Raw genomic sequence first — 14,011 nt, 5'->3', positions numbered from 1 at the left:
TTATTCTCCTCGCAGAGACAGGTGGTCGAGAATCCGGGCGGCCGCAGTGCGGGCGGTGCCGACGCAGGCCGGGATGCCGATGCCGTCGTAGGCGGCGCCGCAGACGGCCAGGCCCGGTTGCATCGCGACCGCCGCACGCACGCGCGCCACCCGGTCCAGGTGCCCCACGTTGTACTGCGGCAGTCCGCCTCCCCAGCGCGACACCCGGCTGTCGACCGGCAGCCCGCGCACGCCCATCACGTCGGCCATCTCCGCCGTCGCCAGCGACACCAGCTCGGCGTCTTCGCGCTGCAGCAGGTGCTCCTCGCCGATCCTGCCGATCGAGCAGCGCAGGATCACCAGGTCCTGCGCCAGATGCGGCCACTTCACCGAGCTGAACGTGACCGCCTTGACCGGCCGCCCCTCGACGGGCGGCACCAGGTAGCCGCTGGAGGCGGGCGGCTCGGGGAAGGCGTCCAGCGGGTACGCGAGCGTGACGATGGCCATGCTGGCGTATTCGATCCTGGCCAGCTCTCCGGCCGCCTTGGGCGCCTCGGCCTTGAGCAGCCGGGCCGCGGCGTGGCCCGGCACAGCGACGATCACCGCGTCGGCCTCGATCGTCTCGGGTCTGGGCACCGGACCGGTCACCAGCCGCCAGCCCTGCTCGGTCCTGTGCAGCTCGCGTACGGTGACCCCTGTCCTGACATCGGCCCCCGACGCCTTGGCGACCGCCTCGGGGAGCGCGCCGACGCCGTTCTTCAGCGAGGTGAAGACCGGCCCCGCGTCTTTGGGAGTCTCCTCCACGAGGTGCCTGACCGCCGTCAGCAGCGAGCGCTCGGAACGGGCGACGGCCGCCACCCGCGGCATCGTGGCCTCCAGCGACAGCATGTCGGAACGGCCTGCGTAGACGCCGCCGAGCAGCGGCTCCACCAGCCGGTCCACGACCTCGCCGCCCATCCTCGCGCGGATGTAGGCGGCCACGGACACGTCGGTGCGCACCAGCGTAGGCGGCAGGATCTGGTCGAGCGGCACGCGCAGCAGCCCGCCGGGCGAGATGATGCCGGACTTGGCCAGCTCGGTCAGGTCGGCGGGCACGCCCATGACCTGCCCCTTCGGCATCGGGCGCAGCGCGCCCCTGGTGTAGATGGCCGATTGCGTGGTGCCGGGGAACACCAGCTCGTCGCCGAGCCCGACGGCTCTGGCCAGCTCGGTGCCCTCGGGCCGCCTGGCCAGCATGGCCTCGGCGCCCGCGTCGACGCTCACCCCGGCGACCTCCGAGGTGTGCAACTTGCCTCCGATGCGCGGGCCCGCCTCGAGCACGGTCACCTTGACCCGCTCGCCGGCGCCCTGCCGGATATACCAGGCGGCGGCGAGACCGGAGATTCCCGCGCCGACGACGACCACGTGCGCCCGATTCCCTTCCACGCCTCCTGACGCTACCGCCTCATCGGCGTGGCCAGCCGCTCGGGGCCGTGAGGGCCGCGAGGGAGTGAGGCCATGAACACAGTGACCGTACCGTGATTCCCGCTCTTAAACCGGGGTGATCCGCACGCCGTCTTAGAGGCATGAGGAGAATCCGGTACGGCATCGCGCTCTCGGCCGCCTGCGCGGCCCTGGCTCTGACGGGCTGCGGTGGCAGTGGCAGCACGGTGAGGAGCACCTCGGAAGCGGCCGGAGCCCCCGCCCCCGCGTACGTGGCCAGGGACGAGGCCGCCACCGCCGAGGTCCAGGCGAAGCAGCGCCAGCCTCAGAAGCAGGGCGGCCAGGACGGCATCGTCTCCAACGTCAAGGTCACCCAGCAGGAGCGGCAGGTCATCTACACCGGCAGCATGACCGTGCGGGTCAAGCAGGTCGCCGCCGCCGTCGAGCAGGCCAAGCAGATCGTGATCGCGGCCGGCGGGTACCTGTCCAAGGAGGAGAGCAGCTCGGCCAACGACTCCCGGGACTCGGCGACGCTGGAGTTCAAGATCCCGCCGAACGGGTACGGCGGGGTACTCGGGCGGCTCGGCAAGGACCTGGGTAAGCAGATCTCCATGAACCAGGCCACCCAGGACGTCACACTGCAAGTGGCCGACGTCAACAGCCGGCTGAAGTCAGCCGAGCAGGCGCTCGAGTCGCTGCGTGCGCTGCTGACGCGGGCCGACACGATCGGGCAGGTGCTGGAGGTCGAGCGGGAGATCTCCGCTCGGGAGGCCGACCTCGAATCGCTGCAGGCGCAGCAGAAGGAGCTGGCCGCCCAGGTGTCCATGGCCACGTTGACGCTCCGGCTGCTCGGGCCGGTCGCGGTCGCGGAGGAGCCGGACGAGGAGGAGCCCGCCGGGTTCCTCGGAGGGCTCAAGGCGGGGTGGAACGGGCTGGTGTCCTCCACGAAGGTGGTGCTCACGGTGCTGGGCGCGGTGCTGCCGTGGACGATCGTCGCGCTGCCTCTGGTGGCGCTGCTGGTCTACCTGGTCCGCCGCGACCGCGCCCGACGCCCCGGGATCCCGACGCCCCCGCCGGGCCCGCGCGCGGGCGACCCGGACCCGGAAGCCGCTTGACCCGTCCCTAGGGCGGTGGGCTCAGGAGTCGAGGGCGAATTCGTGGACCAGGTCGGTGAGGCGCTTGAGCTGGTCGGGGTCGGTCGAAGGGAGCACTCCGTGCCCCAGGTTGAACACGTGTCCTTCGGCCGCCCGCCCCCGCCGCAGCACCTCGCGGGCCTTGCGCTCGACCACCTCCCACGGCGCCAGCAGGATCGCCGGGTCCAGGTTGCCCTGCAGCGCCTTTCCCGGCCCGACCCGGCGGGCCGCCTCGTCCAGCGGCACTCGCCAGTCGACCCCCACCACGTCGGCGCCCGCCTCCCCGAGGACGCCGAGCAGCTCGCCCGTGCCCACGCCGAAGTGGATGCGCGGCACGCCGGCGATGCCCTCGAAGATCCGCCGGGTGTGCGGCAGGATGAACTCCCGGTAGTCGTCCGGCGCCACCGCCCCCACCCAGGAGTCGAAGAGCTGCACGGCCGAGGCGCCCGCCGCGATCTGGATGCGCAGGTGCTCCAGCACGATGCCGGACAGCCGCTCCATCAGCTCGTGCCACAGCTCCGGGGCGCCGTACATCATGGCCTTGGTCCGGTCGTGGTTCTTGGACGGGCCGCCCTCGATCAGGTAGGAGCCGAGTGTGAACGGCGCCCCGGCGAACCCGATCAGCGGCGTGCCGCCCAGCTCGCCGGTCAGCGCCCGGATGGACTCGGTGACGAACGGCACGTCGCCGGGCTCCAGCGGGCGCAGCGCGTCGAGCCCCTTGGCGTCGCGGATGGGATCGGCGACGACCGGCCCGACGCCCGGCTTGATGTCGAGGTCGACACCGATGGCCTTGAGCGGCACCACGATGTCGCTGAAGAAGATGGCCGCGTCCACCCCGTAGCGGCGGACCGGCTGCATGGTGATCTCGACGATCAGGTCCGGCGTCGCGCATGCGGTGAGCATCGGCACGCCCTCGCGCACTTTGAGGTATTCCGGCAGCGACCGGCCGGCCTGTCGCATGTACCAGACCGGGGTGTGCGGGACGGGCTGGCGGCGGCAGGCACGCAGGAACGCTGAGTCGGCGAGGTTCACCCCACAAGGGTGCCATGCTCAGAGGCCGGTCCCCGCATCGGCAAGCGCGGTGTCGGAAAAGCATGCATCGGACACCCCAAATCATGATCAGATAGCAGGATGAAGGTTTACCGGTCCGCTCGGCGGCGGCATCGCACACGGGTCGAACACGGCCCATGGCGTACCAGAGAGCCGGTCTCGAATGGGTCAAATGTTCGCCAACCCACCGCGCGGCACCGATTCAGCGACCACTTTCGGGACACGCCGAGCGCGTTGCGGGGAATTGTCAGCGGCTCGTGCCAACGTCGGAGCCACGACCCGAAGGAAAGGCCCCGTGCGATGACCGCGTTGTGGAGTTCCCCAGAGCACCGCAGTGAGCGCTGCGCCTCCTGCGCTGGTGAGCGGCTGTTCGAGCAGCCGCCGTGCTTCGACGGACACGAGCCGGGAGAGTGCCCGGACTGGGCCTGCGTCGAGTGCGGCCACGCGATCATGCTCGGCTCCGCCGAGTCCACCAGAACGGCTCGCCGGCTCATGATGGCTGCGGCTTGATCACCAAGGATGAGCACCCCCGTGGTCCCCTTCCGTCCGATATCGACCTACGCTTCGGCTATGACACTCGGTGACCAGCCACCGCCTCCCGCGGCGTTCACGCGCGCGGCGGAGAGCCTGCGGCTGTGCGAGGTCAGGCCGGAGATCGAGCTGGAGGACCTGCCCGCGCCCCAGCGGCTGGCCCCCTACTCGGCCGCGATCGGCGCGTCGGTCTACCGCGACGACGACGAGCTCGCGGTGGGCAGGCTGATCCTGCTCTACGACCCCGACGGCCAACGCGGCTGGGAAGGCCCGTTTCGGCTGGTGGCGTACGTGCGGGCCGACATGGAGCCGGAGATCACCTCCGATCCGCTGCTCGGGCCCGTCGCGTGGAGCTGGCTGACCGAGGCTCTCGACGCACATCAAGCCGACTACTCCGCCGCTGGCGGTACCGTGACAAGAGCCGTGTCAGAGGGGTTCGGCAACAAAGCCGAAGACCCGGTCACGACCGAGCTCGAGCTGCGGGCGTCCTGGTCACCCGCTCAGGAGGATCTCTCCGGCCACGTCGCCGCCTGGTGCGACCTGATGTGCCTGGCGGCGGGGATCCCGCCGCTCCCGCCGGACGTGGCCGCGCTGCCCCGCCGACGTGATGAAACCGGAGAGTGACCGAACGAAGTGAGGGCACCAGTCAATACAGCACCCGCGTCATGAGGCCGGTGAACTCGTGACAGAAGAACGTACCGTCGAGCCGCTGCTCGAGCCGCGCGAGGGCATTCCGCCGGTGATCGAGGACGCGGACGGTTTCGCCATGGTCGTGGAGCGGTTCGCCGGGGGCAGCGGCCCGGTGGCGGTCGACGCCGAGCGTGCCTCGGGCTACCGCTACGGCAACCGCGCCTACCTGGTGCAGCTGCGCCGGGCCGGGGCGGGGACCGCGTTGATCGACCCGATCGCCTGCCCCGACCTCTCCCCGCTCGACGCGGCCGTGGCCGAGGCGGAGATCGTGCTGCACGCCGCGTCGCAGGACCTGCCCTGCCTGCTGGAGGTGGGGTTCCGGCCGCGCGAGATGTTCGACACCGAGCTGGCGGGACGGCTGCTCGGCTACGAGCGGGTGGGGCTCGGCACGATGGTCGAGACCGTGCTCGGTCTGCGGCTGGAGAAGGGCCACTCGGCCGCCGACTGGTCGACCAGACCACTGCCCGAGGACTGGCTGCGGTACGCGGCGCTGGACGTGGAGGTGCTGGTCGAGCTGCGGGACGTGCTCCGCAGGGAGCTGGCGGACAGCGGGAAGCTGGAGTGGGCGCGCGAGGAGTTCGCCGCCGTGCTCAACACCCCGCCGCCGGCGCCTCGGTCGGATCCGTGGCGGCGCACGTCGGGCATTCACAAGGTACGCAACGTCCGGGCACTGGCCATCGTGCGCGAGCTGTGGACCATGCGCGACCGGATCGCCCGCGAGGCCGATCTCGCGCCCGGCCGGGTGCTGCCCGATTCGGCGATCATCACGGCCGCCCTTGAAGGGCCCCGCACCAAGAAGGCCTTGACCGAAATTTCGGCTTTCACCGGTCGCAGCGCGCGCCGCCACATGACCGACTGGCTCGCCGCCGTGAACCGGGCCCGCAACCTGTCCGACAGCCAACTCCCCCAGCCCAGCACGCCCGGCGATGGCCCACCGCCGCCCAACCGCTGGGCCGACCGCGACCCGGCGGCCGCCAAGCGCTTGGCCGCGGCGCGCGCCGTGGTGGCCGCACTGGCCGACGAGCACCACATGCCGACGGAAAACCTGCTGCAGCCGGACGCGGTGCGGCGGCTGACGTGGGAGCCGCCGGACGAGATCACGGACGAGACGGTCACGGCCCGGCTGCGCGAACTGGGGGCGCGCGAATGGCAGCTCTCCCTGGCCGCCCACCCGATTGCCAAGGCGCTTTCCCGCCTCGAGATGGTCCCGTGATCATTTGTTACTCGTTGCCCTGGAGGGCCACCCGCCGCACTCCGGCCGATGACCCTCCAGGGAACGACCTCTGACCCGAAGACCCATCTGTTACGCGTTGCCGTGGCCGGCCACCCGCCCCTCCAGGCAACAGCCTCTGACCCGTGGGAAGACCCATCTGTTACGCGTTGCCGTGGATGGCCACCCGCCCCTCCAGGAAACAGCCTCTGACCCGTGGGAAGACCCATCTGTTACGCGTTGCCGTGGATGGCCACCCACCGCACTTCGGTTGATGGCCCTCCAGGAAACGGCCTCTGACCCCTTCACAAAACGCCCGCCGTTACGCGAGCCCACGTCAACCGGCTCTGTGGTATCAGTTGGCCTTGCGCCGCATGGGCACTGGCGTTACGACCCCCGTGACTGACGCGAGAAGTGGCGCTCCGTACCCTGTGATCGGGTGGTTAGGGGAGGCGCTACTTGACGCCCCCAGTGGGACGGCCGTACGGTTCGGGAAAGCGCTTTCCTCCCCTTTGACCTGAAAGGATCCTCAATGAGCGTGCGCACCATCGGCGTCGTGATGAACGGCGTCACCGGACGGATGGGCTACCGCCAGCACTTGGTCCGGTCCGTCCTGGCTATCAACGAGCAGGGCGGTGTGACGCTCTCGGACGGCAGCCGGGTGAAGCTCAAGCCGGTGCTGGTCGGCCGGAATGCCGACAAATTGGCAGATATCGCGTCGAAGCATGGAATTTCGGATTTCACCACTGACCTCGACGCGGCCCTCGCCGACGACGACAACGTGATCTACTTCGACGCCCAGGTCACCAGCGCCCGGGTGAAGGCCGTGTTGAAGGCCATCGAGGCCGGCAAGCACATCTACGCTGAGAAGCCGACCGCCGAGTCCACGCAGGAGGCGGTCGCACTGGCCGAGGCCGCCGCCGCCAAGGGTGTCAAGAACGGCGTGGTCCAGGACAAGCTGTTCCTGCCCGGCCTGCTCAAGCTGAAGCGGCTGATCGACGGCGGCTTCTTCGGCCGCATCCTGTCGGTGCGCGGCGAGTTCGGCTACTGGGTGTTCGAGGGCGACTGGCAGGAGGCGCAGCGCCCCTCGTGGAACTACCGGGCCGAGGACGGCGGCGGCATCGTGCTCGACATGTTCCCGCACTGGCACTACGTGATGGAGAACCTGTTCGGCCGGGTCGAGTCGGTCTACGCCCGCGCGGTGACGCACGTCCCGGCACGGGTGGACGAGCAGGGCAACACGTATCAGGCCACCGCGGACGACGCCGCGTACGGCATCTTCGAGCTCGAAGGCGGCATCGTCGCTCAGATCAACTCCTCCTGGACCGTTCGCGTGAACCGAGACGAGCTGGTCGAGTTCCAGGTGGACGGCACGCACGGCAGTGCCGTGGCGGGCCTGCGCAACTGCCGGGTGCAGCACCGCTCGGCCACCCCCAAGCCGGTCTGGAACCCCGACCTGCCGGTCACGGCGCGCTTCCGCGACGGCTGGCAGGAGGTGCCCGACAACGCCGATTTCGACAACGGGTTCAAGATCCAGTGGGAGGGGTTCATCAAGCACGTGGTGGAGGACGCGCCCTTCCCGTACGACTTCGCATCGGGCGCTCGCGGCGTGCAGCTCGCCGAGCTGGGCCTGCGCTCGAACGCCGAGGGCCGCAGGATCGAGGTGCCGGGGCTGTGATGATCGACCTGCCCGGCGTCGGCGCGTACACGCTGGCCGAGCCGACGGTCTGGCCGGTGTCGGCGACGCCGGCGACCAGCCGCATCGTGTACGCGGCCGCCCACGTGGTGGCCGACCCGCTCGGCGACAACACGCCCGGCTCCCCCGCCGCCGTGGACTGGGACGCCACCCTCCGCTTCCGCCGCCACCTGTGGTCGCACGGACTGCGGATCGCCGACGCGATGGACACCGCGCAGCGCAACATGGGCCTGGACTGGGCGGCGACCAAGGAGCTCATCCGGCGCAGCGCCGCCGAGGCCCGCTCGTTCGGCGACCCGGGGACGCTGGTGGCCTGCGGCGCGGGCACCGACCACGCGCCCGACGCCGGTGACCTGCACACGATCACGGCCGCGTACGCCGAGCAGCTGGAGACCGTCCAGTCGGCGGGCGCCGGCGTGATCATCATGGCCTCCCGCCAGCTGGCCAAGGTGGCCGCCGGACCGCAGGACTACCACCAGGTGTATGGAAAGCTCTTCGGGCTGGCCGACCGCCCGGTGATCCTGCACTGGCTGGGCGAGATGTTCGATCCGCAGCTGGCCGGCTACTGGGGCTCGCATGACGTGGACACGGCGACCGAGTCGTTCCTGGAGCTGATCCACGCCCACGCCTCGATGGTGGACGGCGTGAAGGTGTCGCTGCTGGACGAGGAGCACGAGGTACGCCTGCGTGCCGCGCTCCCCGAGGGCGTCAAGCTCTACACGGGCGACGACTTCAATTACCCGTCGCTGATCAAGACCGGCTCGCACGCGCTGCTCGGCATCTTCGACGCGATCGCCCCGGCGGCCGCGGCCGCGCTCCAGGTGCTGGACGCCGCCGAGGCGGCCTGCGACGAGGCGGGCCGTGAGCGGCTGCTGGCCTCGTACGACGAGATCCTGGACCCGACCGTCCCGCTGTCGCGGAAGATCTTCGAGACGCCGACGTACAACTACAAGACCGGCATCGTCTTCCTGGCCTGGCTGAACGGCCACCAGGACGCGTTCGCCATGGTGAACGGCGCCCAGTCGGCCCGCTCGCTGCTGCACCTGTCGGAGGTGTTCCGTCTGGCCGACCAGGCCGGGCTGCTGGCCGACCAGGAGCTGGCCGTGCACCGCATGAAGGCGCTGCTGGCGGTGCATGGACTGTGAGCGAGCGAAGCGAGGGAACCATTGGACACAGCAGCCTGGCTCAGAGGGCCGAAGGACCGCTGAGCCTTTCGCTCAACCAGTGGACGACCAGGCGCTGGTCCGTGGCGGAGGCCGTGGGCGGGTGCGTGCGGCACGGCCTTGGGGTGATCGGGCTGTGGCGGCAGAACGTGGCCGAGCAGGGCCTGGCGGAGAGTGTCAAGCTGGTGCGGGACGCGGGGCTGCGGGTGTCCTCGCTGTGCAGGGGAGGCTTCCTCACGGCGGGCGGGCTGCCTGGCGACGAGGGACGCCGCGCGTTCGCCGAGGCGCTCGACGACAACCGCCGTGCCATCGACGAGGCGGCCGAACTGGAGGCGGCCTGCCTGGTGATGGTCGTGGGCGGCCTGCCCGGTGTGCAACCGGGTGAGCCGCTGGCCGCGGGCGCGTCGCGCGATCTGGCGGGCGCGCGGGAGCGGGTGGCCGAGGCGCTGGCGGAGCTGGCGCCGTACGCCGGTGAGCGGGGCGTCAAGCTGGCCCTGGAGCCGCTGCACCCGATCTACTGCCCGGACCGGGCCGTCCTGTCCACCCTGGGCCAGGCGCTCGACCTCGCCTTGGCGCACCCGGAGGAGCAGGTCGGCGTGGTGGTCGACACCTTCCACGTGTGGTGGGACCCGAGGGTGTTCGACGACATCGCGCGGGCCGGCCGCAGGATCGCGTCCTACCAGGTGTGCGACTACCTGCACCCGCTACCGGAGGACGTGCTGCTCGGCCGCGGCATGATGGGCGACGGTGTGATCGACTTCAAGCCGATCACGCGTGCCGTCCTGGACGCCGGTTACACCGGCGACGTCGAGGTGGAGATCTTCAACGCCGACATCTGGGCCGCCGACCCGGACGAGGTGGTGGCCACGATGAAGGCCCGCTACGAGGACGTGGTGGTGGCCCGTCGGTAAGTAGGCCTCGGGGCGGCGGCTCGAAGGGGCCGCCGCCCGGTCAGCGCTCGGGTTTGTCCCAGGTCAGCAGGTAGCGGCGGAGCAGCAGGCGGCGGAAGCGGCAGCCGGGCAACATCCGCCAGGCCTCACGGGCGATCTCTCCCCAGGAGATCGCCGCAGGCATGCCCGGCACGCCGGGCCCGCGCTTGCCGCCGTGGAACACCTTGAGCACATGCGAGGCCCCTTGCCCAGTCAGCCGGACGATCCAGTCCAGGGGCGTGCGGTCCTTCGCGAGTCCGACGACCACCAGCCTGCCGCCCGGCGCCAGCAGCCGGACCAGCCCGTTCACCGCCTCCCGGAAGTCCGCGTGGTGGATGACCGCGACGGCGGTGACCAAGTCGTACTTGCCCTCGGGGAGCAGTCCCTTCTCGTCGTCGAGGTAGTCCGCCTCGACGAAGGTGACGTTGTCCAGGTCGCCGTACTGCCGCCGGGCCATCGCGATCGCGTCGGCGGCGCGGTCCGCGCCGGTCACGGCAGGGACGCGGGCGGCCAGCTTGCTCACCAGCAGTCCATCGCCGCACCCGACGTCGAGCGCGCGCTCGCAACCGCCGGGCACGAGCTGTAAGACCAGCCGCTGGTAGTGGACGTTGTGGTTCCAGTACGCCTCGGGCATTTGATCACACTAGCGTCACGGTGCCCGCCGCGCCGTTCACTTCGATTTCCTGGCCCGTGCTGATGCGGTGGGTGGCGTCGGGGACGCCGACGACGGCGGGGATGCCGTACTCGCGGGCAACCACCGCCCCATGCGACATCGCGCCGCCCATCTCCATGACGAGGCCGCCGGCCGTCAGGAACAGCGGCGTCCAGCCGGGATCGGTGGACGGGCAGACGAGGATCTCGCCCGGCTCCAGGTGCGCGCCGACCGGGTCGAGCACCACCCTGGCCACGCCGGTGACGGTGCCCGCCGAGGCCGCCGTGCCGGTCAGCGCGCCGTCCACAGCGGCGGTCGCCAGCGCCTCGGGCTCGGTGCCGTCGGACAGCAGCACCCTGGGGACGTGCCTGCGGCGCTGCTCCTGCACGTACGCCGCCCGCCGCTCGGCCACCAGCTCCCGCAGATCGCCTCCGCCCAGCGCGGCCCTGACCTCGCGGAAGTCCAGGAAGAACACGTCCTCGGCCGCATGGAGCACGCCGAGATCCACGAGGTGCTCGCCGACCGCGCGCAGGCTGTGCCGTACCGCGGCGAGCGTCTTGACCAGGTAGAACTTGGGCAGCTCACGCAGGCCCGCGAACTTCCTGGTGCGCCGGAGCCCGAACCTCGCCACGGCGCCCCGCCAGCGGGCCCTGCGTCCGGCCAGCCGCCCCACGTGCGCGATTGCGGCCTGCGCCTGCTCGGCGCCCTTGGCGAACAACGCGGCGGGGGCGAGCTCGGCGCTGCCGTCCATGCGCAGGTAGTTGGCCAGCACGCCGAGGATGTGCGCGGGCTGTTCCGACCAGCGGGGCACGCCCAGGTCGATCTCCGCGACGCCGCGGTGGCCGTACTTGTCCAGGAACGCGGCGATCTCGCGCTGCGCGACAGGAGGCAGGCCGCCCTCCTGGTAGCGGCGCACCAGCTCGGCGACCGGCAGCTCCTTGAACGGCTCCGGCTCGATGCGGGTGGCCAGGTCCCACAACTCCAGGTCCATCTCCGTGGTCGGGTTGTGCGGGACGCTGCGCAGCACGTCCTGCATCTCGGCCAGCGGCACGCCCGACAGCTTGGACGCCAGCGCGAACAGGCCGTACCCGGTGATCACGATGGGCATGATCGAGATGATGGTGGGGAACGTGCCGGCCAGCATGCGCTCGGCGTGATCCAGCCGCTGTGCGGGGGTCGCGGAATCGGGCACCTGGAGCCTCTTGTCGAGCTCTCCGCCGAGCCGGACGGCATAGGCCAGGGCCCTATCCGGCCTGGTCAGGGCCATCAGGACACGCGACGGGGCATGGACGCGGTGGGCGAAGCGCGCGAGGGCGCGCAGGAACGGGCGGCGGGAGGTGTGGACGAGCGACAGGCGAGGGTCCTCCACCAGCCGCTCCATGACGATGGCGGTGCGGGCCTCGCCGAGCGTCAGCGCGCGCGGGAGGATGGCGCGGCCGGGGCGGCTGCGTACGGCGGTGGTGATGTCGAGCCACAGGCGCTGCCCTGAAACGGACACGAAGGGCGGGCCGTCGAGCGGGTCGGCGGGGCCGGAACCGGGCAGGCTCGCGGCACCGCCGCTGATCAGTTTGAACGCCGACAGCCCCAGCGGCGTGATCGGTCCCATCACGCCTTGGGCGACGTTGACCGAGAAGTAGACCCGCAGCCCCGCCCTGGTGGTCTCGGGCAGCGGGTAGAGGGTGGTGATCGGCCTGGCCTGGGTGAGCCAGAGCGTGCCGTCCGCGTCGATGGCCCATTCGGTGTCCTGCGGCGCACCGTAGTGATCCTCGACCCGGCCGCCCAGCTGGGCCAGCGCGAGGACTTGGGCGTCGGTCAGGCAGAGGCCGTCGTGGGCGGTCTCGACACGCTCGGTCCCGCCGCCGGGGAGGGAGCGGATGGCCAGCTTCTTGTCGCCGGCGTGGCGTTCGAGGATGGCGCCGCCGTACACGACGAAGCGGTCGGGGTTGACGGCGCCGGAGACGACGGCTTCGCCCAGCCCGGGACTGGCGTCGATGACGGTCTCGCGCCGCCGGCCGGTGACCGGGTTCGCGGTGAACATCACGCCGGCGACCTGGGAGTCCACCATGACCTGGACGACCACCGCGAGGCGTACGGCGGCGTGGTCGATGCCGTTGGACTCGCGGTAGGCCACGGCGCGGTCGGTCCAGAGGGAGGCCCAGCAGCGGCGTACGGCGTCGACCACCGCCTCGGCGCCCACGACGTTGAGGTAGGTGTCCTGCTGCCCGGCGAAGCTGGCGAACGGCAGGTCCTCGGCCGTGGCCGACGAGCGCACCGCAACCGGGACGTCGGGGCCGAGCGCGGCGTAGTGCTTCACGATCGCCTCGTGCACGGTGGCCGGCACCGGCGTCTCGAGCAGGTGCCGGCGCGCGCGCTCGGCCAGCCCGTCGCCGCTGGTCTCCAGCCCGGTGGCGACCTGACGGTACGCCTCCGTCGTGAGCACCCAGCCGGGCGGCACGGGCAGTCCGCCCCTGGTCAGCTCGCCGAGGTTGGCGGCCTTTCCGCCCACCTCGGCCAGCATCCCGGCGTTGATCTCGGAGAAGTCCAGTGCCGTGTTCATCGAATGCACTCCCGCAGTTCAGCGTCCTGTCACCCAGTTTGACGCCTTCCCGGCAGAAATTCAACAGATGATGAACTCCGGATTAGAGCCCCAGGGGCACGCCGTCGAGATTCCATTCCGGTGCGATCGGCACTTCCAGTGCCGCCAGCGCCATCGGCGCCACGTCGACCAAGCGTGGCGTGCCGAGCGAGCGCCCGCCCAGGTCCTCGCCCAGCCGGGTGGCGATCACGAAAACCGTGCGCTCCTCGTCCGACGTGCCCCCGTGGCCGCCCTCGTCCACGTGCCCGTGGTCGGTGGTGACGACCACGGTCCAGCGCTCGTCCGGGTACGACGGCCGCGCGCGGATCGTGTCGAGCAGCCGGCCAAGGTACGCGTCCTCGGTCTGGAGTGAGGCGGCGTACTCGGGGCCGTGCGGGCCGACGTCGTGGGCCACCTCGTCGGCGTCGCCCAGGTACACGAATACGGCGCCTGGGTCGTCCTGCGCCAGATGCCGTTCGGCGGCCTCGGTCACCTGCTTGTCGGCCTCGGCCCAGCCCACCGTGTAGCCGTCCAGCACGAACCGGTGGTCGATGGCCGGACCGAAGGCGCCGTGCTCGGCGAGCGCCGCCCACGAGAAGAACGCGGAGGTGACGAGGTCGGGCCGAGCATTCTTCGCACGAGTCAGGAAGTCCGGAAATTTCTGGAACTGGGGGTCGGCGAAGCCGTTGTCCACGATGCCGTGTTTGTCGGGCCAGACCCCGGTCGCGATGGACGACCAGCCCGGCCCCGAATCGGTCCGGGACTCGATGACCCGGCCGCCGTCCCCCGGCTCCGGGCGCATAGGCACGACCTCGCCGGGCGACTCCGTACGCGGCGCGCCGGCCTCGCCGTACGGAAGCAGGCTGGTGCCGTACGCGCCGGTGGACATCAACGCGGTCAGCACGGGGGCGCCCGAGGCGGCGAGCAGGTCGAACCGCAGGCCGTCCATCCCGACGACCAAGACTTTGTTCCTAGGTAGGG

Annotated in this window: 12 protein-coding genes; 7 read left to right on the top strand and 5 right to left on the bottom strand. The window is 71.1% G+C overall.

The features are described from left to right. Complete coding sequence (gene hemG / locus ACTWPT_RS10705) at window positions 1-1,404, bottom strand: protoporphyrinogen oxidase (RefSeq protein ID WP_443177123.1); 1,404 nt, start codon at window positions 1,402-1,404, stop codon at window positions 1-3. A gap of 140 nt (window positions 1,405-1,544) precedes the next feature. Between hemG and ACTWPT_RS10700 the strand changes: the two genes are divergently transcribed. Further along, window positions 1,545-2,516 (top strand): DUF4349 domain-containing protein, encoded by a 972-nt coding sequence (locus ACTWPT_RS10700; protein WP_443177122.1) that lies wholly within the window; start codon window positions 1,545-1,547, stop codon window positions 2,514-2,516. 21 nt (window positions 2,517-2,537) lie between these two features. Here the strand turns inward: ACTWPT_RS10700 and hemE are convergent, their stop codons facing one another. Continuing rightward, the gene (hemE, locus tag ACTWPT_RS10695; protein ID WP_443177347.1) at window positions 2,538-3,494 is read right to left on the bottom strand and encodes a uroporphyrinogen decarboxylase; all 957 of its coding nucleotides are present in this window, start codon (window positions 3,492-3,494) and stop codon (window positions 2,538-2,540) included. A gap of 390 nt (window positions 3,495-3,884) precedes the next feature. Between hemE and ACTWPT_RS10690 the strand changes: the two genes are divergently transcribed. The 6 genes from ACTWPT_RS10690 (at window position 3,885) to ACTWPT_RS10665 (ending at window position 9,785) form a co-directional block, all read left to right on the top strand. Beyond that, complete coding sequence (locus ACTWPT_RS10690) at window positions 3,885-4,094, top strand: hypothetical protein (RefSeq protein WP_443177121.1); 210 nt, start codon at window positions 3,885-3,887, stop codon at window positions 4,092-4,094. Window positions 4,095-4,154: 60 nt separating this feature from the next. Then, complete coding sequence (locus ACTWPT_RS10685) at window positions 4,155-4,739, top strand: DUF3000 domain-containing protein (RefSeq protein WP_443177120.1); 585 nt, start codon at window positions 4,155-4,157, stop codon at window positions 4,737-4,739. Window positions 4,740-4,797: 58 nt separating this feature from the next. Next, window positions 4,798-6,018 carry an HRDC domain-containing protein gene (locus ACTWPT_RS10680; protein ID WP_443177119.1) on the top strand — a complete coding sequence of 407 codons (1,221 nt, stop codon included), beginning with the start codon at window positions 4,798-4,800 and terminating at the stop codon, window positions 6,016-6,018. A gap of 529 nt (window positions 6,019-6,547) precedes the next feature. Next, a complete protein-coding gene (locus ACTWPT_RS10675; RefSeq protein ID WP_443177118.1) occupies window positions 6,548-7,693 on the top strand; it encodes a Gfo/Idh/MocA family protein in 1,146 nt (381 codons plus the stop codon). Next, the gene (locus ACTWPT_RS10670; RefSeq protein ID WP_443177346.1) at window positions 7,693-8,856 is read left to right on the top strand and encodes a dihydrodipicolinate synthase family protein; all 1,164 of its coding nucleotides are present in this window, start codon (window positions 7,693-7,695) and stop codon (window positions 8,854-8,856) included. Before ACTWPT_RS10675 ends, ACTWPT_RS10670 begins: the two co-directional genes overlap by 1 nt. Before the next feature lie 59 nt (window positions 8,857-8,915). Beyond that, the gene (locus tag ACTWPT_RS10665; protein ID WP_443177345.1) at window positions 8,916-9,785 is read left to right on the top strand and encodes a sugar phosphate isomerase/epimerase family protein; all 870 of its coding nucleotides are present in this window, start codon (window positions 8,916-8,918) and stop codon (window positions 9,783-9,785) included. Between the two features lie 40 nt (window positions 9,786-9,825). On the opposite strand, the gene ACTWPT_RS10660 is transcribed toward ACTWPT_RS10665, so the two are convergent. The 3 genes from ACTWPT_RS10660 to ACTWPT_RS10650 form a co-directional block, all read right to left on the bottom strand. Beyond that, window positions 9,826-10,437 (bottom strand): class I SAM-dependent methyltransferase, encoded by a 612-nt coding sequence (locus ACTWPT_RS10660; RefSeq protein ID WP_443177117.1) that lies wholly within the window; start codon window positions 10,435-10,437, stop codon window positions 9,826-9,828. A gap of 4 nt (window positions 10,438-10,441) precedes the next feature. Beyond that, the gene (locus tag ACTWPT_RS10655; RefSeq protein ID WP_443177116.1) at window positions 10,442-13,012 is read right to left on the bottom strand and encodes a PEP/pyruvate-binding domain-containing protein; all 2,571 of its coding nucleotides are present in this window, start codon (window positions 13,010-13,012) and stop codon (window positions 10,442-10,444) included. An 82-nt stretch (window positions 13,013-13,094) separates the two neighbouring features. After that, window positions 13,095-13,991: an alkaline phosphatase family protein gene (locus tag ACTWPT_RS10650; protein WP_443177115.1), complete on the bottom strand. Its 897-nt coding sequence runs from the start codon at window positions 13,989-13,991 to the stop codon at window positions 13,095-13,097. Between the last annotated feature and the right edge of the window lie 20 nt (window positions 13,992-14,011).

It is taken from the genome of Nonomuraea sp. 3N208 (genome assembly GCF_052245935.1).
In the GTDB taxonomy this organism is placed as follows: Bacteria; Actinomycetota; Actinomycetes; order Streptosporangiales; family Streptosporangiaceae; genus Nonomuraea.
Note: the sequence above shows the minus strand (reverse complement) of the source record. Positions and strands in the feature narration are given on the sequence as shown.